Source organism: Leucobacter aridicollis (assembly GCF_024399335.1).
GTDB classification, from domain to species: domain Bacteria; phylum Actinomycetota; class Actinomycetes; order Actinomycetales; family Microbacteriaceae; genus Leucobacter; species Leucobacter aridicollis_A.
Genome location: NZ_CP075339.1, coordinates 1,791,407 through 1,816,938 on the forward strand (window position 1 = coordinate 1,791,407; position 25,532 = coordinate 1,816,938).

General features: G+C 63.4%; 20 protein-coding genes. 7 read left to right on the forward strand and 13 right to left on the reverse strand.

The window, feature by feature from the left end:
• The first annotated feature begins 29 nt into the window (after positions 1 to 29).
• A complete protein-coding gene (locus tag KI794_RS08060) occupies positions 30 to 1,223 on the forward strand; it encodes a thiolase family protein (protein ID WP_370647886.1) in 1,194 nt (397 codons plus the stop codon).
• A 4-nt stretch (positions 1,224 to 1,227) separates the two neighbouring features.
• Positions 1,228 to 3,363, forward strand: a complete 2,136-nt coding sequence (locus tag KI794_RS08065) for a 3-hydroxyacyl-CoA dehydrogenase NAD-binding domain-containing protein (protein ID WP_255809713.1) — start codon at positions 1,228 to 1,230, stop codon at positions 3,361 to 3,363.
• Positions 3,364 to 3,645: 282 nt separating this feature from the next.
• On the opposite strand, the gene dxs is transcribed toward KI794_RS08065, so the two are convergent.
• From dxs to dut, 6 genes are all read right to left on the reverse strand, one after another.
• On the reverse strand, positions 3,646 to 5,577 hold the full coding sequence (gene dxs / locus KI794_RS08070; RefSeq protein WP_255809714.1) for a 1-deoxy-D-xylulose-5-phosphate synthase: 1,932 nt from the start codon (positions 5,575 to 5,577) through the stop codon (positions 3,646 to 3,648).
• Between the two features lie 67 nt (positions 5,578 to 5,644).
• The gene (locus KI794_RS08075) at positions 5,645 to 5,944 is read right to left on the reverse strand and encodes a hypothetical protein (protein WP_119283830.1); all 300 of its coding nucleotides are present in this window, start codon (positions 5,942 to 5,944) and stop codon (positions 5,645 to 5,647) included.
• A gap of 216 nt (positions 5,945 to 6,160) precedes the next feature.
• On the reverse strand, positions 6,161 to 8,830 hold the full coding sequence (acnA, locus tag KI794_RS08080) for an aconitate hydratase AcnA (RefSeq protein WP_119283831.1): 2,670 nt from the start codon (positions 8,828 to 8,830) through the stop codon (positions 6,161 to 6,163).
• Positions 8,831 to 8,896: 66 nt separating this feature from the next.
• The gene (locus tag KI794_RS08085) at positions 8,897 to 9,676 is read right to left on the reverse strand and encodes a DUF3159 domain-containing protein (protein WP_255809716.1); all 780 of its coding nucleotides are present in this window, start codon (positions 9,674 to 9,676) and stop codon (positions 8,897 to 8,899) included.
• On the reverse strand, positions 9,673 to 10,323 hold the full coding sequence (locus KI794_RS08090) for a DUF3710 domain-containing protein (protein ID WP_119283833.1): 651 nt from the start codon (positions 10,321 to 10,323) through the stop codon (positions 9,673 to 9,675). Before KI794_RS08090 ends, KI794_RS08085 begins: the two co-directional genes overlap by 4 nt.
• A 19-nt stretch (positions 10,324 to 10,342) precedes the next feature.
• Positions 10,343 to 10,804 carry a dUTP diphosphatase gene (gene dut / locus KI794_RS08095; protein ID WP_119283834.1) on the reverse strand — a complete coding sequence of 154 codons (462 nt, stop codon included), beginning with the start codon at positions 10,802 to 10,804 and terminating at the stop codon, positions 10,343 to 10,345.
• A 106-nt stretch (positions 10,805 to 10,910) separates the two neighbouring features.
• On the opposite strand from dut, the gene KI794_RS08100 reads away from it, so the two are divergent.
• Entirely contained in the window at positions 10,911 to 11,375 is a 465-nt protein-coding gene (locus KI794_RS08100; protein ID WP_255807705.1) for a DUF3093 domain-containing protein, read from the forward strand.
• Here KI794_RS08100 and KI794_RS08105 read toward each other — a convergent pair.
• Positions 11,372 to 11,665: a DUF4193 domain-containing protein gene (locus tag KI794_RS08105; RefSeq protein ID WP_119283836.1), complete on the reverse strand. Its 294-nt coding sequence runs from the start codon at positions 11,663 to 11,665 to the stop codon at positions 11,372 to 11,374. The two genes, KI794_RS08100 and KI794_RS08105, sit on opposite strands and share 4 nt — an antisense overlap.
• 187 nt (positions 11,666 to 11,852) lie before the next feature.
• On the opposite strand from KI794_RS08105, the gene sepH reads away from it, so the two are divergent.
• Entirely contained in the window at positions 11,853 to 13,190 is a 1,338-nt protein-coding gene (gene sepH, locus KI794_RS08110) for a septation protein SepH (RefSeq protein ID WP_119283837.1), read from the forward strand.
• 15 nt (positions 13,191 to 13,205) lie between these two features.
• On the opposite strand, the gene KI794_RS08115 is transcribed toward sepH, so the two are convergent.
• Positions 13,206 to 14,447, reverse strand: coding sequence for an alkaline phosphatase family protein (locus KI794_RS08115; protein ID WP_255807706.1), 1,242 nt, complete (start codon positions 14,445 to 14,447; stop codon positions 13,206 to 13,208).
• 9 nt (positions 14,448 to 14,456) lie between these two features.
• On the opposite strand from KI794_RS08115, the gene KI794_RS08120 reads away from it, so the two are divergent.
• A complete protein-coding gene (locus tag KI794_RS08120; RefSeq protein WP_255807707.1) occupies positions 14,457 to 16,928 on the forward strand; it encodes a DNA gyrase/topoisomerase IV subunit A in 2,472 nt (823 codons plus the stop codon).
• Between the two features lie 132 nt (positions 16,929 to 17,060).
• Here KI794_RS08120 and KI794_RS08125 read toward each other — a convergent pair whose 3' ends face one another.
• The 3 genes from KI794_RS08125 to KI794_RS08135 all read right to left on the reverse strand — a co-directional run bounded on the left by KI794_RS08125 (position 17,061) and on the right by KI794_RS08135 (position 21,096).
• Positions 17,061 to 17,948: an ankyrin repeat domain-containing protein gene (locus KI794_RS08125; RefSeq protein ID WP_255807708.1), complete on the reverse strand. Its 888-nt coding sequence runs from the start codon at positions 17,946 to 17,948 to the stop codon at positions 17,061 to 17,063.
• A gap of 130 nt (positions 17,949 to 18,078) precedes the next feature.
• Entirely contained in the window at positions 18,079 to 18,990 is a 912-nt protein-coding gene (locus tag KI794_RS08130; RefSeq protein ID WP_255807709.1) for an SMR family transporter, read from the reverse strand.
• 12 nt (positions 18,991 to 19,002) lie between these two features.
• The gene (locus tag KI794_RS08135) at positions 19,003 to 21,096 is read right to left on the reverse strand and encodes a DNA gyrase/topoisomerase IV subunit B (protein ID WP_255807710.1); all 2,094 of its coding nucleotides are present in this window, start codon (positions 21,094 to 21,096) and stop codon (positions 19,003 to 19,005) included.
• A 199-nt stretch (positions 21,097 to 21,295) separates the two neighbouring features.
• On the opposite strand from KI794_RS08135, the gene KI794_RS08140 reads away from it, so the two are divergent.
• Positions 21,296 to 21,520 (forward strand): DUF7455 domain-containing protein, encoded by a 225-nt coding sequence (locus tag KI794_RS08140; protein ID WP_119283842.1) that lies wholly within the window; start codon positions 21,296 to 21,298, stop codon positions 21,518 to 21,520.
• 138 nt (positions 21,521 to 21,658) lie between these two features.
• Here the strand turns inward: KI794_RS08140 and KI794_RS08145 are convergent, their stop codons facing one another.
• A complete protein-coding gene (locus KI794_RS08145; RefSeq protein ID WP_119283843.1) occupies positions 21,659 to 22,915 on the reverse strand; it encodes an RNA polymerase sigma factor in 1,257 nt (418 codons plus the stop codon).
• A 112-nt stretch (positions 22,916 to 23,027) separates the two neighbouring features.
• The gene (locus KI794_RS08150) at positions 23,028 to 23,963 is read right to left on the reverse strand and encodes a PAC2 family protein (protein ID WP_119283844.1); all 936 of its coding nucleotides are present in this window, start codon (positions 23,961 to 23,963) and stop codon (positions 23,028 to 23,030) included.
• Positions 23,964 to 24,123: 160 nt separating this feature from the next.
• On the opposite strand from KI794_RS08150, the gene lpdA reads away from it, so the two are divergent.
• On the forward strand, positions 24,124 to 25,497 hold the full coding sequence (gene lpdA, locus KI794_RS08155) for a dihydrolipoyl dehydrogenase (protein WP_119283845.1): 1,374 nt from the start codon (positions 24,124 to 24,126) through the stop codon (positions 25,495 to 25,497).
• Positions 25,498 to 25,532 lie beyond the last annotated feature (35 nt).

Here is a 25,532-nt window from a genome sequence, read left to right on the forward strand (position 1 = left end):
CACCACATGATGGAGGCGAAGTGGCCACAATGAGAGAAGTCGTGTTCGTAGATGGGGTTCGCACCCCGTTCGGGCGCGCCGGAGACAAAGGCATGTACGCGGGCACCCGCGCCGATGATCTCGCCGTAAAGGCGCTCCAGGGACTCATGGAGCGAAACCCTGAGGTTCCGCTCGACAGAATCGATGATGTTGGCATCGCCGCGACGACCCAACAGGGTGATCAGGGACTCACCCTCGGGCGCTCGGTTGCGATCCTCGCAGGCCTCCCGCAAACGGTCCCAGGGTTCGCCCTCGACCGCATGTGTGCAGGCGCGATGACAACCGCATCGTTTATGGGCGCTGCTATCGGTGCGGGTCAATACGACCTCGCCGTCGCCGGCGGCGTCGAACATATGGGCCGCCACCCGATCGGCGAGGGGGCAGACCCGAACCCGCGCTTCGTCGCAGAGAAGATGGTCAGCCCCGACGCCCTCAACATGGGCATGACCGCCGAACGCCTGCACGACAGGTTCCCGGAGCTCACCAAGGAGCGCGCGGATCGATTCGGCATGCTCAGCCAGCAGAAAGTGCAGGCGGCATACGATCGCGGCGACATCCAGCCCGACCTCGTCCCTGTTGCGTTCCAGTCGAGTGAGGGCTGGGGCGTCGCGACTGAGGACGAGGGGCGCCGTCCGGAGACGACAATGGAGGGGCTCGCGCAGCTGAAGACTCCGTTCCGCCCGCATGGCAGGATTACCGCCGGTACCGCATCACCGCTCACTGACGGCGCGACCATGTCGCTGCTCGCCGGTGGCGACACGGCCAAGGAGCTCGGCTTGAAGCCGAAGATGCGGCTCGTTTCGTTCGCATTTGCTGGCGTGGAGCCCGAGGTCATGGGCCTCGGCCCGGTGCCGTCGACCGAGAAGGCGTTGAAGAAGGCAGGGCTGTCGATCAGCGACATCGGACTCTTCGAGTTGAACGAGGCGTTTGCTGTGCAGGTGCTCTCGCTGCTCGATCACTTCGACATCGCGGACGACGACCCGCGAGTCAACATGTGGGGCGGCGCGATTGCGCTCGGCCACCCGCTCGCCGCGACCGGTGTGCGCCTCATGATCCAGCTCGCGCGGCAGTTCGAGCAGCGCCCCGACGTACGCTACGGTGTCACCGCGATGTGCGTTGGCCTGGGCCAGGGCGGCACCCAGATCTGGGAGAACCCACACTTCAACGGCAAGAAGGGCAAGTAACGCCATGACCGACTACAGCAAGATCGACTTCTCCCCCATCATCGAGGCGTCTGCCGACGAGGTCGTCACCGCGTCGTACGTGCGCGACGTGAAGCTCCCCTCGGGCGGGACGCTCGCCCTCATCACCCTCGACAACGGGCGCGACTACACCCGCCCGAACACGCTGGGCCCTCGGACACTGCAGGGCCTCGAGCGCGTGCTCGACGAGCTCAGGACGCGGGCAGCGGCCGGCGAGATCCAGGCCGTCGCAGTCACGGGCAAGCAGTTCATCTTCGCCGCGGGCGCCGACCTTTCGAAGGTCTCGACGCTCGCGACGAAAGAGAACGCGCGGCTCATGGGCCAGTACGGCCACCGCGTGCTCGGCAAGTTCAGCACGATCGGCGTGCCCTCGTTCGCATTCGTCAACGGGCTCGCGCTCGGCGGCGCGCTCGAGATCGCGCTGAACTGTACCTACCGCACCGTCGACTCGTCGGCGGCCGCGATCGCGTTCCCTGAGGTCTTCCTCGGCATCATCCCAGGTTGGGGCGGCGCGACGCTCCTCCCCAACCTCATCGGCATCGAGAACGCGCTCAAGGTGATCGTCTCGAACCCGCTGCAGAACAACCGGATGCTGAAGCCGCAGCAGGCCCTCGAGCTTGGCATCTTCGACGAGATGTTCGGCGCAGCGAGCTTCCTCGAGCAGTCGGTTGCGTGGGCTGACGGGGTACTCACCGGAAAAACCAAGGTGGAGCGCCCGAACGAGCCGGGCAAGATCGAGCGCATGACCAAGTGGCCGATCGCGATCAAGGTCGCGCGGGACACCGTGAAGGGTCGGCTCGGCACGGCAGCGAAGTCGCCGTACGCCGCGATCGAGCTCCTCGCAGCAGCGAAGGATAACGACGTGGCCGCTGGCTTCGCTCGAGAGGACGAGGCGCTCGCCGAGCTCATCTCGGGAGACCAATTCGCCGCGTCGATCTACGCCTTCGACCTCGTGCAAAAGCGCGCGAAGCGGCCCGCCGGCGCGCCCGACAAGGAACTCGCGAAGAAGGTGCAGAAGGTCGGTATTATTGGCGCTGGCCTGATGGCGAGCCAGTTTGCACTGCTCTTCGCGCGCAAGCTCCGCGTTCCCGTTGTCATCACCGACCTCGATCAGGGCCGCGTTGACAAGGGAGTCGCCTACATTCACGGCGAGATCGACAAGATGCACGGCAAGGGCAGGCTCTCAAACGACGATGCCAACCAGGTGAAGGCGCTCGTCACCGGCACCACCGACAAGTCTTTGTTCGCGGACTGCGACTGGGTCATCGAGGCCGTATTCGAGGAGCTGTCGGTGAAGCAGCAGGTCTTCGCGGAGATCGAACCGATCATTGCGGAGGACGCGATCCTCGCGACGAACACCTCGTCGCTGTCGGTCGAGCAGATCGGCGCGAACCTGAAGCACCCGGAGCGCCTCGTCGGCTTCCACTTCTTCAACCCTGTCGCGGTCATGCCCCTCATCGAGGTCGTGAAGAGCCCCGCCACCGGCGAGGGCGCGCTCTCGACCGCAATGGTCATCGCGAAGAAGCTCGGCAAGAGCGCTATCATCACCGCGGACCGTCCAGGCTTCGTCGTGAACCGCCTCCTCGCGAAGGTCATGGGCGAGGCGGCACGCGCGCTCGACGAGGGCACGCCGCTGCCCGTCGTCGAGCAGTCGCTCGCGCCGATTGGCCTGCCGATGGGCCCGTTCGAGCTCATCGACCTGGTCGGCTGGAAGGTCGCCGCGCACGTGCAGGACACGATGGTTGGCGCGTTCCCGGATCGCTTCTACGCATCGCCGAACATGCACGCGATCGCTGAGCTCGACGAACCGCTCGTGAAGAACAAGCTCGGCAAGGTCGAGGACCTCTCCAAGGCTGCCAAGAAGGCGCTGAAGTTCGGCAAGACCGCCGTAGCGCCCGAGGAGATCCTACGCCGCGTCGAGGACGAGCTCGCGAACGAGATCAAGATCATGCTCGACGAGGGCGTGGTCCATGCAGCCGAGGACATCGACCTCGGCCTGATCCTGGGCGCCGGCTGGCCGTTCCAGGCGGGCGGCGCAACCCCGTATCTTGACAGGGTCGGGGCCTCCGAACGCGCGTTCGGTGGCGCGTTCCACGACCCACGGATCGCTGCAGTGTCCTAGACCGGTTCGCTGCTCCCGCAGGTTCGCCTCGCGCCCCACTCACGAGTGGCGCGCGGGGCGAACTGCGTTCTCACGGGATGCCTGTGCAAGCCGCAACGTCCAGTGTATGCCTCGCGGGGAGCCTCCAGAACGGTGAAACCGGCCCGAACCTCCGAGCGCGTACCGCAGCGCCCGATAGTTGACGCGTGTTCGGCGGTTCGGCACGTTCTCACCTTGGCCGGCTCACGCTTGCCGCATGCTGGCCGGGGCACCTTAACCGTGTCGTGCTGGTCCTCGGGCGTGCTATTCGGGGCGGGCGGCCGGCAGCCGGGTCCCGCGCACCTGCTCCACGATTTCTGCGGCGATCTGCGGGGCGGTGAGCCCGGCATCTGCAAGCAGCTCGTCTCGGCTCGCGTGCTCGAGGTACTCGTAGGGCGTGCCAAGCTCGGAAACGGCCGTGTCCACGCCAGCCTCACGGAGCTCTTGGCGGATCGTCGTGCCAACACCGCCGACCCGCAGGCCGTCTTCAATACTGACCACGAGACGATGTGTTGCTGCAAGATCGACGACGGAGCGCATGACCGGGATGACCCACCTGGGGTCGACGACAGTCGCCGTGATGCCCTGCTCTGCAAGAACGGCTGCTGCGTCGAGCGCGGTGCGTGTCATCGGCCCGACTGCGACGAAGAGCACGTCAGCCGACACCGCGAGCGGCCCCGCGGCTGGTTCGGCCGTCTGCCCGGCGGCGTACAGGATGTCGACGCCGTCCGAGGTCCGCCACAGGCCGGGCAGCGGCTCGCCCACCGAGCCCTTCGGGTAGCGGACAACAGTCGGCGCGTCCTCCACCGCGACTGCCTCTCGGAGTGTCTCCCTGAGCGTTGCTTCGTCGCGCGGCGCAGCGATCCGAATTCCGGGTACGATCTGCAGCATCGCGAGATCCCACACGCCGTTATGACTTGCGCCATCAGGGCCAGTGATTCCGGCCCGATCAAGCACGAACGTCACGCCAGCTCGATGCAGGCCGACGTCCATGAGCACCTGGTCGAACGCGCGGTTCATGAATGTTGCGTAGATCGCGACAACCGGGTGCAGGCCCCCATAGGCGAGGCCAGCCGCCGTCGTCACCGCGTGCTGTTCAGCGATTCCGACGTCGTACACCCGCTGCGGGAAGGCCTGCGCGAACCCATCGAGCCCCGTGGGCCTGAGCATCGCGCCGGTGATCCCGACGAGCTTCGGGTTTTGGTGCGCGAGCGAAACAATCTCCTCGCGGAAGACCGACGTCCAACCACGCTCGGACGAGGCGGAAAGCGGGGCGCCGTTATCTGGATTGATCTGACCGATCGCGTGGAACTGGTCTGCCTCGTCGTTCACCGCTGGCGCGTAGCCCCGCCCCTTCTCGGTGATGACGTGCACGAGCGCGGGACGACCGTACCCCTTCGCCTGCTTGAGGGCGACCTCGACTGCTTCGAGGTCATGCCCGTCGACGGGGCCGACATACTTGATGTCGAGGTTCGCGTAGAGATCCTGATTGCCAGATGCGCGCGAAACAAACCCGCGCAACGCCCCACGCGCGGCCCGGTATACGGTGCGTCCCGCCGCACCGAAGTTATTGAAGAGCCGCTCGCTCCCCTCCTGCAGGTCGCGGTACCCACCGGTGACGCGCACGCCATTCAAGAACCGGGCCATGCCGCCGATCGTTGGGGCGTACGAGCGGCCGTTGTCGTTTACCACGATGATGAGGTTGCGGTCGTTGTCGTCGGTGATGTTGTTGAGGGCTTCCCAGGTCATACCACCCGTGAGCGCGCCGTCGCCGACGACGGCCACGACGTGGCGATCCTGCTTCCCGGTACTTGCGAACGCTCGAGAGATGCCATCAGCCCAGCTCAAAGAGCTCGACGCGTGAGAACTCTCGACAACATCGTGGACGCTCTCAGCGCGCTGCGGGTAGCCCGCGAGACCGCCCCGCTTGCGCAGACTGGAGAAGTCCTTGCGCCCCGTGAGTAGCTTGTGCACGTAGCTCTGGTGTCCCGTATCCCAAACGATCGGGTCGTTCGGCGAGTCGAATACACGATGCAGCGCGATCGTCAGTTCGACGACACCAAGATTTGGGCCCAAGTGCCCGCCAGTCTTTGAGACCTCGGAAATCAGAAACTCACGAATGTCAGCGGCGAGCTCGACGCACTCCTCTGGAGTCAACGCGTCGAGATCTCGGGGTCCACTAATTCGCTCAAGCACCCAGCCAGTCTACTGAACAATGCCGAGCGCACTCCGACCGGCGGCGGCGCTGCCTGAACTGGGTGCCTTACAGTCCTGGGTTGTTATCCTCCTCGACGTCGGGAAGAGCCCTCAGGCGCCGCACCACTACATCGATGAAGTCGTCAACGTCATCAACGAGATAGCCCTCGCGAAACCAGGGAACTACCCGAAATGTCGATTTGATTGCGGACCGAGCGAGTTCACTTCCATTGCCACCCGCCACCACCTGGCTCGCGAGGGCGTCAAGAAGGCGGTCTACGTCGTCGAGGTTGTATCGGCCACCATACCTCGAAAGTCGAAATCTCTGATCGATGATGTTCTGCGCGAGAGTGGCTCGTGCATTCATTGCGGCCCTCCTGTGTAGTGGTGCATTCCATCTTGATCGTACTCAGCCGTGTTGGCAGCGTGCCCGAGTCTGGTCAGGAGGCATCAAGCAATGCCTCGCCTGAAGGCCACCCGACGCGATTCCAGGTAGCCTCCAGACGAAATGCAGAGAACCCCGTGCCTAGTGGCACGGGGTTCTCAGACAGCGAGCGGGCTCGAAGAGCCCAGTCGTTTGCGTTTAGACGAGCGAACGCAGCACGTACTGCAGGATGCCGCCGTTGCGGTAGTAGTCCGCCTCACCCGGGGTGTCGATGCGAACGACCGCGTCGAACTCGACGACCGAGCCGTCTTCCTTCGTCGCCTTGACGCTCACGGTCTTCGGGGTGACGCCCTCGTTGAGCTGCGCGACACCGGTGATGTCGAACGTCTCGGTGCCGTCGAGGCCGAGCGAATCAGCGCTCTTGCCTGCGGGGAACTGCAGCGGCAGCACACCCATGCCGATGAGGTTCGAGCGGTGAATACGCTCGAAGCTCTCGGTGATGACAGCCTTGACGCCGAGCAGGCTCGTGCCCTTTGCCGCCCAGTCGCGTGACGAGCCCGAGCCGTACTCCTTGCCGCCGAGGACGACGAGCGGGGTACCGGCTGCCTGGTAGTTCTGCGATGCGTCGTAGATGTACGACTGCGGGCCGCCCTCCTGCGTGAAGTCACGAGTGAAGCCACCCTCGACGTTGTCGAGGAGCTGGTTGCGCAGGCGGATGTTCGCGAACGTACCGCGGATCATGACCTCGTGGTTACCGCGACGTGAGCCGTAGGTGTTGAAGTCGCGAACCGCGATGCCGTTCTCGACGAGGTACTTGCCTGCCGGGGTCTCGGCGCGGAAGCTACCTGCGGGGCTGATGTGGTCCGTCGTGACCGAGTCGCCGAGCTTCGCGAGGACGCGGGCGCCGGTGATGTCGGTGACGGGCGCTGGGGTGAGCTCCATGCCGTCGAAGTACGGTGCCTTACGAACGTAGGTCGACTTGTCGTCCCACGCGAACGTGTTGCCCTCGGGGGTGGGAAGCGCGGTCCAGTGCTCGTCACCGTCGAAAACGGTGGCGTACTTCTCGCGGAACATGTCGGAGTCAATGGACGCGTCAGCGATCTTCTGCACCTCGGTCGGGTCAGGCCAGATGTCGCGCAGGTACACGTCGTTACCCTCGGAGTCCTGCCCGAGCGACTCGTTCTCGAAGTCGAAGTCCATCGTGCCGGCAAGCGAGTACGCGACGACGAGCGGCGGGCTCGCGAGGTAGTTCATCTTGATATCCGGGTTGATGCGACCCTCGAAGTTACGGTTACCCGAGAGCACCGCAGTGACGGCGAGGTCGTTGTCGTTGACAGCCTGCGAGATCTCGTCGTTCAGCGGGCCGGAGTTACCGATACAGGTCATGCAGCCGTAGCCGACGAGGTAGAACCCGAGCGCCTCGAGATCCGAGCGCAGGCCCGACTTCTCGTAGTAGTCGGTGACGACCTTCGAGCCCGGCGCGAGCGTGGTCTTCACCCACGGCTTCGCCTGGAGGCCCTTCGCGACGGCGTTGCGTGCGAGCACGCCGGCCGCGAGCATCACCGACGGGTTCGAGGTGTTCGTGCACGACGTGATCGACGCGAGCGTCACTGCGCCGTGGTCGAGCTCGAACTCACGGCCCTTGTCGTCCTTCACCTTGGCGGGGTTCGATGCCTCGGTGTAGTTCTTGAGATCGGTCTCGAACTGAGTCTTGGCGCTCGTGAGCTCGATGCGGTCCTGGGGACGCTTCGGGCCGGCGATCGACGACACGACGGTGCTGAGGTCGAGCTCAAGGTACTCGGAGAACTCTGGCTCGTTCGCAGGGTCATGCCAGAGGCCCTGTGCCTGCGAGTAGGCCTTGACGAGCTCTACCTGCTCTTCCGAGCGCCCGGTGAGGCGCATGTAGTCGAGGGTGACCTCGTCGACGGGGAACATTGCAGCGGTCGAACCGAACTCGGGGCTCATGTTGCCGATGGTCGCGCGGTTTGCGAGCGGTACGGAGCCGACGCCCTCACCGTAGAACTCCACGAACTTGCCGACGACGCCGTGCTGTCGGAGCTGCTGGGTGATCGTGAGGACCACGTCCGTTGCGGTCACGCCCGCGGGGATCTTGCCCGAGAGCTTAAAACCGACGACACGCGGAATGAGCATCGAGATGGGCTGGCCGAGCATTGCGGCTTCCGCCTCAATACCGCCAACGCCCCAACCGAGCACGCCCAGACCGTTCTGCATCGTGGTGTGCGAATCGGTGCCGACAGCGGTGTCGGGGTACGCCTGCGTCACGCCGTCTACGTCGCGGGTGAAGGTCACCCGAGCGAGGTGCTCGATGTTCACCTGGTGAACAATGCCAGTCCCCGGCGGGACGACCTTGAAGTCATCAAACGCACCCTGGCCCCAGCGGAGGAACTGGTAGCGCTCGCCGTTGCGCTCGTACTCCATGGCCACGTTCTTCGCGAACGCTTCCTTGTTGCCGTACGAGTCGGAGATGACCGAGTGGTCGATCACGAGCTCCGCGGGAGCGAGCGGGTTGATCTTGTCGGGGTTGCCGCCGAGATCGGTGACTGCCTCGCGCATGGTTGCGAGGTCGACGATGCAGGGAACGCCGGTGAAGTCCTGCATGATGACGCGTGCTGGGGTGAACTGGATCTCAGTGTCAGGCTCTGCCGACGGATCCCAGTTCCCGAGCGCCTCGATGTGCTTCGAGGTCACGTTCGCGCCGTCCTCAGTGCGGAGCAGGTTCTCGAGGAGAACCTTCAAGCTATAGGGAAGCCGCGCGCTACCGGCGACCTCAGAAATCTTGAAGATTTCGTAGTTCTTGTCTCCGACGGCAAGCGTGTCGCGTGCGCCGAAGCTGTTGATCGATGCCATGAGGTTCCTCCAAAGTCTCTCGATGTCAAGATAAATCCTACACCCAAACGGAGGCCTCCGCTGCCACTACGACGGGGTGTTCTCCCCCGAGATTACGCCTTTTTCGCCGCCGGAATCATCTGATGAAGATCGGAGGCGCTGAACCACAAACCACGTGACGACGATGATCGCGGCGAACATCGGCACGCCCATCACGATTCTCGCGACCCCGAGCGCCTCAACGCGCTCCGACATGTACATCGGCAGCTGCACGGCGAGACGCGCAACGAACAGCCCGAGCCACATGACCGTCAGCCAGAGCGCTGTGCGCCTGACCCGCACGTTCCCCCGCCAACTTCGCATATCACCGTCGAGCATCCCGATGAGCAGCCCGATCGCGGGCCACCCGACAAGGATCGAAATGAGCAGTCCTAGACCCCACGCGATGTTCACAACGAAGCCCGAGAGGAAATAGTCGACTCCGCGCCCAGTGATGAGGGTGATGATCACCGCTACGCCGACACCAAGCATTCCCGAGAGCGCGGACACGATGGTTTCCCGCCGCACAAGCCTCACGAGCACGAGGGCAAGCGCGAGCACCCCTGGGACGAGCGCAGAAAGTCGAGCATCTTTGGTGAATACAAATAGCACCACGAAGATCAGGCTTGGAACGACGGCTTCAAGTACCCCACGCACGCCACCGATCGCTTCGAAGACGCCCTGGGCAGTGAGGTCCTCCCCCTCGGCCCCAGCCCGAACCGCGCGCGCGATCCCACCATTGAGCCCAGGGATGCGAGCACCTGCGGGCGCCACCGCGTCCTGCGCCGCCTCCGGAAAGTCATTCGGATCGGGGCGTACGTCACTCACGCGTCGACAGCCCCAGCGCCGGGGGCTCCCGGCTGCACGCCAGCGGGTACCTTCAGCGGCAGCAGGTCACCTGGAGGCATCGGGAGATCGCCACGAACAACGACGATTTCACGGAAGAGCTCGACTACGCTCGCGCGTGCCTCAGTGTCTACTGCCGCCTTGCCCATGAGGATGCCGCGAAGGACCCACCGTGGGCCATCGACGCCGATGAAACGCGCCGCCCGCGTTCCGCCGCCCTGATCGGCAGGCACAGGTGTCGCGGTAACGAGCTCAGCGCCGAGCGCGCCCTCTTCCTCGGTGACCTTGGCACCTTGCGCCGTGAGCTGCGAGGTGAGGTCACGACGAATTTGATTCCACATGCCGCTTGTCTTCGGGGCCGAGAACGCCTGCACCTGCAGCAGGGAGTCGGCGTACTCAAGCGAGACGGCCACGACGCGCTTCGCTCGCTCATCCACCTCGAGGCGCATCTGCAGCCCCTCGCGCGGGGCAATCTTAATGCCGCCAAGGTCGACGTATGGGCGCATCGTAGGCACCTCGGAGAAGTCAAAGGGCCCTGCAGTTTCGCGATCCGCGGGCGCAGACTTCGTAGTATCGACGACGTCAGCCTCAGCCGACTCTGTTACTTCGCTCGTGTCGTTTTCGTTCATTGTTGTGTCTCCTCAATCCTTATGCGGTCGCGGTATGTGCGGCGCCGCTCACACCGGTTGACCCAAATCCATTTGCCCCGCGAGCCGAATCGTCGGGAAGGTCGTCGACCGGCACGAACACCGCGCGGCTGACAGGCATGACGATGATCTGGGCGATCCTGTCTCCGGTGGCCACCTCGAACGGCGTTCGCGCGTCAGTGTTCAAGAGGGTCACCTTGATCTCGCCGCGGTAGCCTGCATCGACTGTTCCAGGTGAATTGACGACGGTGATTCCGTGCTTGGCGGCAAGGCCGCTCCTTGGCACAACGAAGGCCGCATACCCAGCGGGTAACGCGATCGACACGCCAGTCCCGATGAGGGCGCGCTCCCCTGGATTCAGTGTCACGCTTTCGGCGGCGCGGAGGTCGGCTCCGGCGTCGTCAGCGTGGGCATACAGCGGAGGGTGATCCGCAACGATGGGCACATGTACTACATCAGTCACGTGCTCAGGTTATCGGATCGATCGACGAACGCGCTCGAATGGGCAGGATTCGCCTGCCTCGGCGCTGCACACCGAATCATCATCAGGGAGGCGCGATAATGGAGCCATGACCGCACACACTACGGATGTTCGCTACCGCGAGCGTCTTCTCCCGGGGCCCGGCTTTTTTGGCGCTTGGCTGCTTCTCATTCCGGCGACAGCCCTCGTGATGACACCGATCAACAAGTCGGCCGCGATCCCGGTATCCGTGGGGCTGTATCTGGTTGTCGCGCTGATCTTCTTCGCGTTGAGCCCAGTCATTGAGGTCGAGAACGGCGAGCTTCGGGCTGGGCGCGCCACGATCCCCGTCTCCTACATCGGCGCCGTCGAGGCGCTCGGCACCGACGCACTGCGCGATGCAATTGGTCCTGGCGCCGACGCCAGAAACTACATGGTTGTGCGAGGCTGGATCCACCGTGGGTTGAAACTTGAAATCACTGACGAAAGCGACCCGACGCCGCATTGGATTCTGACAAGCCGAAAGCCCCTCGCGCTTGCTGAAGCGCTCGGGGCTCGGGGGCGTGAAGACTAGGCGTCACACTCGACACAGATCGGGCCGAGGTCAACCTCTCTCGACAGCTGCGACCGGTGCCGAACAAGGAAGCAGTTCACGCATGTGAACTCGTCAGCCTGCTGCGGGAGCACGACGACGTCGAGTTCGACGTCGGAAAGATCCGACCCACCGAGATCGAAACTTGGATTGTCCGCGTCCTCCGAGTCGATCGATGACGGACCCTTCGAGGGGCCGCGCTCCTTAAGCGCTTCAATCGACTCGGCTGTTTCGTCGTCGTTCTTACGAGGTGCGTCGTAATCAGTTGCCATGTTTCTCCTGCTTTTCGTCGCGGCTGGCTTTGGGAGCGGCCATAGTCTGCCTCATAGAACGTTCGAACGCAAACCAATATTGCTGAGAGCGATCTTTGAACCGAAAGTATCCTCCCAATCGCCGGGTCAATGCACCATTCATTTGCGAAGCTGTGGCACTCTTGAGCGAACGTCGAAGGGATCTGCAATGGATGAATTGCGCGTTGTACGGCGCGAGGACGGCTCGCTCATCCTCGCGAACGAGCTCGGCGAGGAGTACCGACTCGCCGTCGATGAGGCGTTGCTGCAGGAAGCACGCCTCGCGCTCCCGCGCGCCACGAGTTCGGTTCCGGTGAGGCCACGAGAGATTCAGGCACTACTTCGCGCTGGCAAGAGCCGCGCGGAGGTTGCGGCTGAGACTGGCCTTGACGAGGGTGATGTCGAGCGATTCGAAGAGCCTGTTCGGGCGGAGAAGCGCTACATGCTCGACCTTGCGCACGCTGTTGTCGTACGCACCGACCCCGCGCAGAATGGCGGTTCGCCATCCGCGAACGCTGACGACGACCAGCGTTTCGGTCAGGTTATTGCCGAGCGTTTGATTGCTCTCGGTAACACCACGAACGAGTGGCGTTCCTGGCGGGATGAAGAGACCGGGTGGCTCATTGGTCTCGCGTTCGATTCGCGGGACGGCGACCACGACGCGATTTGGAGCTTCGACCACAAAAAACGCGTGCTGAGCCCGCTCACACCCGACGCAACCAATCTGTCGAAGCTTGGGGAGATCGGCGACAGACTCATCCCGAAGCTGCGCGCCGTCGACAACACGCAGGGGGAAGACGCCCATCAGGATCGGCGGGAGCAGGCCCCCTTCGACCCTGACGGCCTCCTCGCGCCAACTGCGGAAGTTGAGCCGCTTCCCGCTGTGCCCTCGACCGGCGACGACGGCTCAAAGCCTGAACCCGAAAGCGCCGACGCTGAGTACGAGCGCCGACGCGAGATCGACCAGTTGGCCGTGAAAACAACCGGCGACGAAGAGACCGACCTCAGCCAGACCGCGGATCTCCTTGACGCGCTTCGGCGTCGCCGAGGCGAACGCTCGCGCGAGGTGGATCCATCGGCACCAGACGTTGCCTCCGACAACTCCGGCCGAACGGCACCCGATGCTGGCGGGCCCACCTCGATCGATGCGCTGGGGCTCACTCCAGCGGCCCCAGAACAGCGTCGGGGCGCTGGAGCGAACATTTGGGGCACTGCCGGTGTCTCGGGTGACTCTCATGGAGGCGGTTCTGCCGAGGGCGGCGCTGATACGGCGCAACTCAGGGCTGTGCCACCCACTCGCGAGGACGCGGCAGGCGCACAGGACTCAGCTGATGCTGCGGAGTCGGATGACGCCAGTACGCGACCGAGTTCAGCTGACGTCTCAGACCGCCCCAACGATACCAAGGCGGAGAAGCGTGACGCCCGCGCGGCAAAGCGCGGACGCTCGTCTATTCCGAGCTGGGACGACATCCTCTTCGGCACGCGCAGCGACGACGACCCCGTCTAGCCCGTCCGACGGCAACTAGCCATGCGCTGCCGCGAGCGTCTCGACGGCTTTCGCGAAGCCTGAGCCGGCGAGCGCTCCCGCGAGCACCAGCGGGATACCTCGTTCCTCATCCGTCAACGACCCGTGCTGGCCGACCATCTCGAGTGATTGTTCGTCGTCCGTTGTCATGTAGTAGGCGTACTGGCCCCGAGCTGCAAGGATCACGTCTCCGACCCGTTCAACAACCCCGGGCGTGAGGTGATCACCAAACAACCCGGCTGCGAACGCCTCATCCCTCGTCCCGATCCACGCACGCTTGCCCTCTCGTGCTTCGAGCCAGGCTGCGAGAGCAGCGACGTCGCCAGCAGGATCCATAAAGAACGTGCGGAATCGTGGTTCTCCGCCGACCGCTGTCACGTGAGCGAATGCGGGCTCCCTATGATCGAACACAATCTGCTGGTGGCTTTCGATATCGACCATTCCATGGTCGGCTGTGAGGATCACGCCCGTGTGCGGTGGGAGGCTTGTCAAGAAATCCCCGAGTGCGCGGTCGAGCTGTTCGAGCCTGTCTGACCATTGCCGGCTTTGCCAGCCGTACTGGTGCCCTGCCCGATCGAGCTCGTCGACGTACACGTACGCAAGCAGCGGCGACGGCGACCTCAGATCGCGGGCCGCTGCCGACAGCCTGTCGGCGATCGTGTCGCCACCGACATACTCGGCTCCGCTTAGGATGGCGCGAGTGAGGCCGCTCTCCGAGTGCGCAGGACGCCCGTACGTGCGCGCACGGAGGCCAAATTGAGACGCAAGCTCGAACAGCGGCTTGGCGTGTTGCCAACGGCGAACATCGGCAATCCCGTCCCAATCTCGCAGCGGCGACAGTAACCCGAGCGTCGGATGCATGATGCGATACCCAACGAGCCCGTGCTCCGCTGGCAGACGCCCAGTCGTCAACGTAGTGAGAGCCGCCCCCGTCGTCGATGGCGTGACAGTTGTGATGCGACGTTGAGGGAGCGCAGAGAGATTTGGGGCGTGACCTCTGCGCGCTTTGAGGTTCGCGCTCCCGAGGCCGTCAACCGCGATCACCACAAGCGAGCGGAGTGGAGGAATAAGCGCGAGCGTGCGAGATTCTCGCTCGACTGCGGCAGCAGTGGCTTCCCCACCCACAGCGGTTCGAAGCATTTCGGCTGCTGGCAAGTCATTTCCGAGAGCGAGCGCGGCAAGCCCAGTCGGCACAATCGCGGCAAGCCTCCCGCCGTTGTCGGTGGCAGTCGGTAGCATATTCCCATTATGGCCGACGTAACCGACATGGATACTCCAGACGCAGCACACGAGACTGCCGGTGAGCGCATCGAAGATATTGACATCTCTCACGAGATGGAGGGATCGTTCCTCGAGTATGCCTATTCCGTTATCTACTCCCGAGCCCTCCCCGACGCACGCGATGGGCTGAAGCCCGTTCAGCGCCGCATTCTCTACATGATGACCGATATGGGGCTACGGCCCGACAAGGGTCACGTAAAGTCTGCCCGCGTCGTCGGCGAGGTGATGGGCAAGCTTCACCCACACGGCGACTCGTCGATCTATGACGCGCTCGTGCGCCTGTCACAAGACTTCGCGATGCGCCTGCCGCTTGTCGACGGGCACGGCAACTTTGGTTCGCTCGACGACGGGCCGGCAGCGTCGAGGTACACGGAGGCCCGTCTCGCTGGTGCTGCCCTCGCAATGACCGAGGCGCTCGACGAAGACGTTGTCGACTTCATTCCCAACTACGACAATCAATTGCTACAGCCCGAGGTGCTGCCATCGGCTGTACCCAACCTGCTCGTCAATGGCGCGAGTGGAATCGCAGTTGGCATGGCGACGAACCTTGCCCCGCACAACCTCGTTGAGACGATCGAGGGCGCGAAGCACCTGCTCTACAACCCTGACGCGTCTGTCGAAGAGCTGATGGAGTTCATCCCTGGCCCCGATCTTCCGGGCGGCGGCACGATCGTGGGCCTCGATGGGGTCACCGACGCCTACCGTACTGGCCGCGGCGCGTTCCGCACTCGGGCAAAGGTATCGATTGAGCAGATCGGCCCGAGACGCACAGGACTCATCGTGACCGAGCTGCCCTATCTCGTCGGCCCTGAACGGGTGATCGAGAAGATTAAGCAGGGTGTCGAGAGTAAGAAGATCACGGGCATCACCGACGTTGTCGACCTGTCGGACCGCAAAAACGGCCTGAAGCTCGTCATCACGTTGAAGACTGGCTTCTCCCCCGAAGCCGTACTCGAACTGTTGTATCGGTACACCCCGCTCGAAGACTCCTTCAGCATCAACTCCGTCGCGCTCGTCGACGGTCAGCCCCAGACGCTGAGCCTGCGCGAGATGCTCCGCGTGTTCCTTGATCACAGACTGTCTGTCGTGACACGCCGCAGCGAGTACCGACTACGGAAGCGGCGCGAGCGGTTGCACCTGGTCGAGGGGCTACTCATCGCCATCCTCGATATCGATGAGGTCATCCAGGTCATTCGCACGAGCGACGACGCCGAGGAAGCCCGAACCAGGCTCCAGCAGGTGTTCGACCTCTCCGAGCTGCAGGCCGAGTACATTCTCGAGCTGCGATTGCGCAGGCTCACGAAGTTCTCGCGCGTAGAGCTTGAGGCTGAGCGCGACCAGCTCAATGCAGAGATCGCTGCGCTGCTCGAGATTCTCGGCAGCAAAGAGCGGCTGCAGGCCGTCGTCGCTGGCGAGCTCGATCAGGCCTCGGCTGCGTACGGCACTCCCCGTCGTACACTACTCACCGGCGCCGTCGCTCGTCCGTCTCGCGCAGCAGTCTCCCCTGACGCCATGCAAGTTGCAGACACGCCCTGCACCGTGCTCCTCTCGGCCACCGGCCGAGCCTTGCGCGTTGACCGGGATCCAGAGGCGCCCGACGCTCCCCGCGCCGCGCCGCGAGCCACTAAGCACGGAGCCGTCGCCGCGCGCGTCGCGACAACGGTGCGCGGTGAGCTCGGTGCGATCCTCTCAGACGGCACGCTTCACCGCTTCACGCCCGTTGATCTGCCACTCGTTCCCGGGGCATCGATTGCCTTCTCCGCGGGAGTGAAGCTCACTGAGTACATCGGTCTGAGCGACAAGAAGGTCAGGATCGTCGGCGTCGTGCCGCTGGATTCTGAGGAGCCCGTTGGCATCTTCACAGCCCAGGGAATCGTCAAGCGCGTCGTGCTGACGGAGCTCCCCGCACGCCCCGAGTTCGAAGTCATCACGCTCAAGACTGGCGACGCGGTTATCGCTGCGTTCCCAGCGCCTGATTCCGCCGAGTTCGCAGCGGTCACGAACGACGCGCAGCTGCTCCGGTTCGCGGCGTCGTCGGTACGACCCCAGGGCCGCCCTGCGGGCGGTATGGCCGGCATGAAGCTTGGCGCAGACGCCCGCGTCATTTTTGCGTCGGCAATTGCAGCAGACACGGAGGCGCGCGTCGCAACCGTCGCCGAGGGCTCGGACGAGAACGCACTACTCAGCACAGACTCCGCCTCTGCGAAGGTGTCAGACTGGGCAGAGTTCCCAGCCAAGGGACGAGCGACAGGAGGCGTTCGGGCTCAGCGCTTCCTCAAGGGCGAAGACAAGCTCGTTGTGGCGTGGGTGGGCACCGGCGAACCTCGGGCACTCGCCGCCGACGGCGCCACCCGGAAGCTGCCAGAGGAGCTCGGAAAGCGCGACGGCTCCGGAAGCCCGCTTGAGCACAGTGTGGCCTTTATCGGAGAGGCGCCTTAGCCTTTATTGGAGAAGCGCCTTAGCCCAGAGCGCGAATGTCAGCGTGCGGGGTGTGCGAGATCAAATCTCGCACACCCCGCAGAGCCTTCGACCGATCTCGCTTTCCGCCGATCTCGCTATCCACCGATCTCGCTATCCGCCGAGGGCGCGAATGACCTGGGCCGCGGCCACGTGCCCGCCAGCCTCCGCGAGCGCGACTGCGGTAAGTCCATCGCTCCCTGCCGACCGGGGGTCGGCGCCAGCCCGCAAGGCTGCAACGACCGCGGTCGTCTCCCCAGTCCGGGCAGCTTCGACGAGCGCCGCACCGGGATCAGACGGCGCGGCCGCGGCCGCCAACGACCGCAGCACCTCGGCCTGGCCTGAGAACCCACGCTCCTCCGCCATTTGAAGCGGAGTGAGGCCCTCGGATACCGACAGCCTGTCAAGCTCTGCACCCCCGGCGACTAGGACGCGCAGTGTCGCCAGGTAGGTTGGGTCATCGCGGCCAAGCCACACGGCCTCATGAATCGCCTGATATCCGATGTTGTTGACATGGTTGACGTCGACCCCTGCCCGGATCAAGACGCCCGAGACGTCCCAGTGGCCCCGCTCGGCCGCACGAATCAGTCCAGTTCCCTGCCAGCTGTCAAGTGCCTTTACGTCGCCGCCGTGCTTGAGGGTCAGACGCAAGAGCTCGAGGCGCCCCTCGCTCGTCGCGATAAGGTACGCCGACTGAACGGTGTCGTCTGCTGCATTCACGTCAGCGCCCCACTCGATCAGCTGCTCGGCCGCCACGACGTCGTTGGCCCAGGCAGCGTCCCGAAGACGCTGGTCAAGTTCAGCCTGGGTGAGATCTGGCTTCTCTGGGACTTCTGGCTCTGCCGGGACCTCCGGCTGTGCGCTCTCAGACGGAGCAGGCTTTGGCGTCCCGGTCGTCGTCGGGGGTGTCTCACCGGGCTCGGGAGCACAGGCAACGAGTCCGGTGAGACTCAGAGCCGCAAGCGCACTAGCGGCAATCGCCGCGCGTAGTCTGGCATTCATCAGTGTTTCTCCTCGGTCTTCTTCACCCAACCGTAGACGGGATTGGATGGGCATGTCTGGTCGTTCGCGACGGTCAATCGTGAGCTGTCCCGGCATTGGTATCGCACAGCTCGTGTGTGGGAAGGGTGGCCTACAACCCGATAAGTGCGACGCCGCAGACCACGACCGCCGCCGCCGCGAGCCGAAGTACTGGGTTGCTTTCGCGGAATCTGAAGACACCATACAGCCCAACGAGCACGACGCTCGTTTCACGCATGGGTGCGACGAGAGACAGTGGTGCGATCGTCGCCGCCGTCAGTACGAGCACGTACGAGAGCGGCGAAAGCACGCCGAAGGCGAGGAGGCTTCGCCAGTTCGCCCTGAGCTCGCCGCGAAGCCGCCGAGCAGGCTTCAACCCGCGAAGCCCCTCCGCGCCCATCATGCCTCCAAAAATGACTGCCTCCGCTGCACTTGTGCCGACCATGAACGCAACCGGAGCGATGCCGAAGCCGTTCACCATCGATACGTCCCAGAGTGTGTACGTGGCGATCGCGACCCCAGTCAATAAGCCAAACACAATCGACGGGTCGAAGCGCGCTTGGCGTTGGCCTCCGGCGAACTCTGTTCCTGCAGCGGACCGCGACCGGCCAATGAGGCCGAACGCGGTAACGCCGACAACTACGAGCAACACGCCCCCGAGCGAAAGCAGTCCGGGGCGTTCGCCGAACAGCAAGATCGACACGACCACGGTGAGGACGGGTCCGCTACCGCGGGCAGTCGCGTAGACCGTGCTCAGGTCTCCCGCGCGATAGCCGCGCTGCAGAACGAGCATGTAAAGCACGTGCAACACGCCAGACACGACGACGGCGCGCACGAACTCCCAGGCGCCGCTCGAGCCGACGCCGCCGGTAAACGGGATCGCCGCTGACCAGACAATGGCGCTGACAACGGCGCCCCACAAGAGGAACGGCACGCCAGACCTGCTCGACTTTGCAGCAAGTATGTTCCAGGCGGCGTGCGCGACGGCGGCGGCGAGTACGAGACCGAGGGCTGTGAGACTCATCGAGCGTTGACGCTAGGCGTCAATTCGCTCGCGGTCGAGATCATCGGCGTTCTCAATGATGAACTCCTTGCGTGGCGCGACGTCGTTCCCCATGAGCAGCTCAAACATTTGTGCTGCGGCGTGAGCGTCTTCAAGGCGCACTCGCCGAAGTGTGCGGTGCTCTCGGTCCATCGTTGTCTCAGCGAGCTGATCGGCATCCATCTCGCCGAGGCCCTTGTAGCGTTGGATCGGCTCCTGATACTTCTTCCCCCGCTTCCGGAGGTCGGCGAGCAGGGTCTGCAGTTCCTTCTCGCTGTAGGTGTATATCACGTCATTTGGCTTCCGGCCGGAGTTCTGCACGATGACCCGATGCAGAGGCGGGACAGCGGCGTAAACTCGGCCGGCCTCAAGCATCGGCCGCATGTAGCGGAAGAATAGAGTGAGCAGAAGGGTGCGAATGTGCGCGCCATCGACGTCGGCGTCGCTCATCAAAATCACCTTGCCGTAGCGGGCAGCATCTAGATCAAAATCGCGGCCCGAACCCGCTCCAATCACCTTGATGATTGCCCCGCACTCAGCGTTCGAGAGCATCTCGGCGAGCGATGCCTTCTGCACGTTGAGAATCTTGCCTCGAATTGGCAGGAGTGCCTGATACTCACTGTCACGCGCAGGTTTCGCGGTGCCAAGCGCGCTGTCGCCCTCGACGATGAACAGTTCAGAGTTCGCGACGTCCTTGGACCTGCAATCGATGAGCTTCGACGGCAGCGACGAACTCTCGAGGGTGCTCTTGCGGCGAGCAGTGTCGCGCTGCGCACGCATCGCGATCCGAGACTTCATCTCGGACACCATCTTCTCAAGCAGCGTCGAGGTTTGCGCTTTGTCGTGCTTCTTGGGTGAGTCGTACCGCTCGCTGAGCGCGCTCGTGACCGCGCGGGAGACAATCTGGCGCACTGCCGCAGTGCCGAGCACTTCCTTCGTCTGCCCCTCGAACTGCGGTTCAGGGACCCGGACGGTAACAACTGCTGTCAGTCCAGTGAGGATGTCATCTTTGTCGGGTTTATCTGAGCCAGCCTTCAGCTTGCGCGCATTGGTCTCGATCTGCTTCCTGAAGAACTTCGTGAGCCCCTGCTCAAAACCAGAGAGGTGCGTGCCACCCTTCGGTGTCGAGATAATATTCACAAAGCTCTGGATCTCCGTGTCGTAGCCGGTGCCCCAACGCAGTGCAATATCCACCTCACACTCGCGTTCGACCTCCCTCGAAACGAGATGGCCCGTCGTCTCGTCCATGACAGGAACTGTCTCCGTAAACTTCCCAGAGTCCTGGACGCGCCAGGTATCAGTGACAGGTGCGTCGAGGGCGAGAAAGTTAACGAACTCGGAGATTCCGCCCTCATAGTTGAAGCTATGCACCGCCGGCGCGCCAGACTCATCGAGAGATTCGGCTCGGTAATCGGAAATGTCGATCGTGAGCCCCGGGACGAGGAACGCGGTCTGACGCGCACGGCCAACCAGCGAATCGACTTCGAAGCGGGCGGTTGGCAGGAAGATCTGGGGATCCGCCCAGTAGCGAACTCGGGTGCCAGTGACACCCTTCTTCACCTTCCCGACGACCCGAAGCTCGGTGGCACGGTCAAAGGGCGTGAAGGGACTATCGGGCCCCGCGCCCGCGAACACACCCGGCTCGCCGTGGCGGAACGACATCGCCCACGTCTTGCCGTCGCGGTCAACCTCGACATCGAGGCGTGACGAGAGCGCGTTCACAACCGAGGCGCCGACACCGTGCAGGCCACCTGAGGACGCGTAGCCGCCACCGCCGAACTTACCGCCGGCGTGCAGCTTGGTGAAGACGAGCTCGACGCCGCTGAGGCCGCTTCGCGGCTCGACGTCCACTGGCACGCCGCGACCATTGTCTGCGACTGTGACTGACCCGTCATCGTGCAGCGTGATCTTGATGTCTGCACCGTGTCCGGCGAGGGCCTCATCGACCGAGTTGTCAATGATCTCCCAGAGGCAGTGCATAAGCCCGCGTGAATCGGTCGTGCCGATATACATGCCGGGTCGCTTGCGAACTGCTTCAAGCCCCTCGAGGACAGTGAGGTGCCTGGCGGAGTAACTGGATTCAGCCACGTGAAAGAACCTGCTTTCTTGGAGACTCACCCACTGTAGAACACACCTGCGACAGTCGGGCTGAGCGCGGGCGGCGAGTGAAGAACTCGCTGCCAAATATCCGTTCGCCGTACGCGTTGAGCGAAACAAGCGCAGCAAACAGGGCGCTTGCGGCATTGGGGTGGTTGGATAGAGGTAATTGAACTACCGGGAGGTGGCCATGAGCACACTGGAACAGACCGCTGACGTAGCGGACGTAACTGCGGCGGACCGTCCGCTCAGTGGACTTGATCGCTGCGATAGCTGCGGCGCACAAGCGTACGTTCGCGTGACACTTGGCGGAAGCGAGCTGCTCTTCTGCGCGCATCACGCGACAAAGCACGAGGCAAAGCTTCGCCCGATGGCTGAAGCCTGGCACGATGAGAGCCACAGACTGAACGCGTAGTTCTGTCCGCTGCAGGAGTGGGCCCGGGAGTTTCCCGGGCCCACTCCTTTTTTCGCGCGATTTGCGAGCCACTGCAGAGCAACGACGAAAGGGCACGGAGGAAACCTCCGTGCCCTTTCGAGCGAACCTCGCTCAGTCTTAATCCAGGTAGTCGCGCAGCTGCTGGCTCCGCGACGGATGGCGGAGCTTCGCCATTGTCTTCGACTCGATCTGACGAATACGCTCACGGGTGACACCGAAGGTGTCACCAATCTGGTCAAGCGTCTTCGGCATTCCGTCACCAAGACCAAAGCGCATCTTGATGACACCGGCCTCGCGCTCTGAGAGCGAGTCGAGCAGCTGCTCGAGCTGCTGCTGCAGCATAGTGAAGCCAACGGCGTCAGCGGGAACGATCGCCTCGGTGTCCTCGATCAGATCACCGAACTCGCTGTCGCCATCCTCGCCAAGCGGGGTGTGGAGCGAGATCGGCTCACGGCCGTACTTCTGGACCTCGATGACCTTCTCGGTCGTCATGTCCAGCTCGCGGCTCAGCTCTTCAGGTGTGGGCTCGCGACCGAGATCCTGCAGCATCTGTCGCTGCACGCGTGCAAGCTTGTTGATGACCTCAACCATGTGCACCGGAATACGAATCGTGCGCGCCTGGTCGGCCATCGCGCGCGTAATCGCCTGGCGGATCCACCACGTTGCGTACGTGGAGAACTTGAAGCCCTTGGTGTAGTCGAACTTCTCTACCGCGCGGATCAGACCGAGGTTGCCCTCCTGGATAAGGTCCAGGAACTGCATTCCTCGCCCTGTGTAACGCTTTGCAAGCGACACAACAAGGCGCAGGTTGGCTCCGAGCAGGTGGCTCTTTGCGCGCTGACCATCGCGGGCAACCCACTTCAGCTCGCGCTCAAGCTTCTTCGGAAGCCCCTTCTCAGTGCCAAGCTTCTCCTCGGCGAACAGGCCGGCCTCGATACGCATCGCAAGCTCGACCTCCTCAGCCGCGTTGAGCAGGGCGACCTTTCCGATCTGCTTGAGGTAATCCTTCACAGGGTCGGCAGTGGCGCCAGGGATCGCGGTCGTGACTGTCGGCACGTCCTCCTCGTCCCCGGCCTTCAGGACGATCGCTCCAGTCGGGAGAGGCTCTTGATGTTCTGCGGCCGGCTGCTCTTCCTCAGCCTGCTCGTCAACCTCAGTCGCTTCAGTATCGTCAGGCGCGTCGACGATTTCATCGACCGCCTTCTTCGCGCGGGTAGCTGGCTTCTTGGCGGGAGCCTTCTTCGCCGCAGTCGTCTTCGCTGCCGACGCGGCCTTCTTCGCCGGAGCCTTCTTCGCGGGCGCCTCGGCCGCGTTCTGTTCGTCGCTCTCAGCCGCCTTCGCCGCGCGAGACTTGGTCGTTGTCGCTGTTGCCACGCAACTTCCTCTCAGATCTCGTCGATGCGCGTCCAAAAAACTGCGCACACCATGAAAACCCATGTCAAGCCCGCGGTATTCCCGCGACGGTTGAATGGGTTCCTGCTTTCTATTATTGCACGGCTGGGCCGTCATTGTTTTCAGGGCCCTGCTGACGCTCCGCAAGGAACCGTTCAAGTTCACTCGCGAGCTGATCGGCGGTCGGCATCGTCCCCTCCTCGCCGAGCAAGGACGACGAACGGTCGCCGTGCGCTTCAACGTACGCGTCGAAGCGGCGCTCGAGGTTGTCAAGCATCTCTCGCGACTCCTCGTTCTCGGCGATCTGGCGATCAACCTGAGCCCTGAAATCGTGCGCACGTTCCTTTGCTTCATCAATTGCGAAAAGCAGTCCCGTCGCCGCCATCACGTTCTCGAGTGCTGCGGTGAGCAGTTCGGGGTACTCATTGTTTGCTAGGTAGTGGGGCACGAGATGGGCGAACCCGACAACCTCTTCACCAACACCGTGCAGCCTGTACTCAAGAAGATGCACAATGCTTGCAGGCAGCCGCGTGGTCGGCTTCCACGCCGAACGCTCCATGAGATCTTCGCGGGTGCCGCTCACAGTTGCCACGATCGGCCGCGTGTGAGGCACTGGCATCGGGATCGCCTGAACCCAGGTAGTCACCGACACCTCAAACTCGTGCACAAGCAGGAGGACGGACTCAACGAAGGCCTCCCACCGAAAGTCTGGCTCGAAGCCTGAAAGCAGCAGGAATGGCGCACCGAGCTCGTCGCGAGCGAGGCTCAGCGTAAGTTCTTCGGGGCTGTAGTCAGTGAAATGATCCTCATCAAACGTGATGAGGGGGCGACGGGCCCGGTAGTCGAGAAGGGCGTCAGTGTCGAAGCGGACGATCTCTTCGGGCGCGCACCGTTCCCACAGGTATTGCTCAAGCTGCGAGACCGCGTTTCCAGCGTCTGTCGAGCCCGAGAGCGCGACAACAAGAGGGAGGCCCTTGGCGACACTCGCACGGCGCTCCGCGTACACGGCAGAGAAGAGGTTTTCAGTCACGGTTCCATTCTACGAAACCAGGCGCTGAGCGGGACGAAATGCGCGAAGAGCGAACACTTGAGGTTCCGCTGCCGGAGATTCGCAGAAGTAGTAGGCTAAACGATGCGCACCGCATACCGCGCGGATCAGGCACAGTATTGAGACCCGAGGGAGACCCCACTTGGCCGAGCACCAGTTTGACATCGTAGTTCTTGGTGGCGGAAGCGCCGGATACGCGACCGCAGTCAGAGCAACACAGCTTGGAATGACCGCAGCGATCATTGAGAAGGACAAGCTCGGTGGCACATGTCTCCACCGTGGCTGCGTGCCGACGAAGGCCCTGCTTCATTCTGCAGAGGTCGCAGACGTAGCCCGCGAGGGCGCAACCTACGGCATCAACTCGTCCGTTGAGTCGATCGACATTGTCGCAGTGAACGCTTTCCGCGAGAAGCTCGTTGCAGGCAAGCACAAGGGCCTCCAGGGCCTCATCAAGGCGAACGGCATCACGGTCTTTGAAGGCGAGGGCCGTCTGGCTTCGCCGAACACTGTCCAGGTCGGGGCAGACACCGTCGTTGGTAAGAATGTCGTACTTGCTTCCGGCTCGTACTCGCGTTCGCTCCCGGGCCTCGAGATTGGTGGCCGCGTCATCACCAGCGAGCACGCACTCGAGCTGCAGGAGATCCCGAGCAAGGTCATCGTTCTCGGCGGCGGTGTCATCGGCGTCGAGTTCGCAAGTGTGTGGCGCTCGTTTGGCGCCGAGGTCACCATCGTTGAGGGCCTCCCCCACCTTGTGCCGAACGAAGAGGAGTCGGTCTCGAAGCAGCTCGAGCGCGCATTCCGCAAGCGTGGGATCGACTACAAGCTTGGCGTCCGTTTCCAGGGCGTCACGCAGGACGCTTCAAGTGTCACTGTGACTCTTGAAGACGGAACGACTCTCAGCGCCGACTACCTGCTGGTTGCAGTCGGCCGCGGCCCGGCAACGGCCGGACTCGGATATGAAGAAGCCGGAATCGAGATGGATCGCGGTTTCGTTCTGACCACCGAACGTCTCGCCACGAACGTTCCAGGCGTCTACGCCGTCGGCGATATTGTTCCCGGTCTGCAGCTCGCGCATCGCGGCTACCAGCAGGGCATCTTTGTTGCCGAGGAAATTGCGGGTCTTAACCCCGTCGTGGTCGCAGACGTCAACATCCCCAAGGTGACCTACTGTGACCCTGAAATCGCCTCCGTCGGTCTGACCGAGGCGAAGGCTGCTGAAAAGTACGGCGCCGAGAACATCTCGTCGTACGAGTACAACCTTGCGGGCAACGCCAAGAGCTCCATCCTCGGCACCGCAGGAACGGTGAAGGCCGTCCGACTGAACGACGGCCCCGTGCTCGGGGTCCACATGATTGGCGCTCGCGTCGGCGAGCTCGTCGGCGAGGCCCAGCTCATTGTGAACTGGGAGGCGTACCCCGAGGACGTCGCTCCGTTCGTGCACGGGCACCCGACCCAGAATGAGACCATCGGCGAAGCAATGCTCAAGCTCGCCGGCAAGCCGCTGCACGCCATCTAAGCGGCACCACAAGCTAGATCTAGAAGAAATTTAGA

Excerpts from the sequence above, each read along its gene's own strand:
- KI794_RS08115 (WP_255807706.1), bottom strand. The coding sequence starts at position 14,447 with ATGCTACCGACTGCCACCGACAACGGCGGGAGGCTTGCCGCGATTGTG.
- KI794_RS08105 (WP_119283836.1), bottom strand. The coding sequence starts at position 11,665 with ATGGCAACTGATTACGACGCACCTCGTAAGAACGACGACGAAACAGCC.
- KI794_RS08125 (WP_255807708.1), bottom strand. The coding sequence starts at position 17,948 with ATGAATGCCAGACTACGCGCGGCGATTGCCGCTAGTGCGCTTGCGGCT.
- KI794_RS08130 (WP_255807709.1), bottom strand. The coding sequence starts at position 18,990 with ATGAGTCTCACAGCCCTCGGTCTCGTACTCGCCGCCGCCGTCGCGCAC.
- KI794_RS08090 (WP_119283833.1), bottom strand. The coding sequence starts at position 10,323 with ATGAACGAAAACGACACGAGCGAAGTAACAGAGTCGGCTGAGGCTGAC.
- KI794_RS08140 (WP_119283842.1), top strand. The coding sequence starts at position 21,296 with ATGAGCACACTGGAACAGACCGCTGACGTAGCGGACGTAACTGCGGCG.
- KI794_RS08065 (WP_255809713.1), top strand. The coding sequence starts at position 1,228 with ATGACCGACTACAGCAAGATCGACTTCTCCCCCATCATCGAGGCGTCT.
- sepH (WP_119283837.1), top strand. The coding sequence starts at position 11,853 with ATGGATGAATTGCGCGTTGTACGGCGCGAGGACGGCTCGCTCATCCTC.
- KI794_RS08075 (WP_119283830.1), bottom strand. The coding sequence starts at position 5,944 with ATGAATGCACGAGCCACTCTCGCGCAGAACATCATCGATCAGAGATTT.
- KI794_RS08060 (WP_370647886.1), top strand. The coding sequence starts at position 30 with ATGAGAGAAGTCGTGTTCGTAGATGGGGTTCGCACCCCGTTCGGGCGC.
- KI794_RS08120 (WP_255807707.1), top strand. The coding sequence starts at position 14,457 with ATGGCCGACGTAACCGACATGGATACTCCAGACGCAGCACACGAGACT.
- acnA (WP_119283831.1), bottom strand. The coding sequence starts at position 8,830 with ATGGCATCGATCAACAGCTTCGGCGCACGCGACACGCTTGCCGTCGGA.
- KI794_RS08100 (WP_255807705.1), top strand. The coding sequence starts at position 10,911 with ATGACCGCACACACTACGGATGTTCGCTACCGCGAGCGTCTTCTCCCG.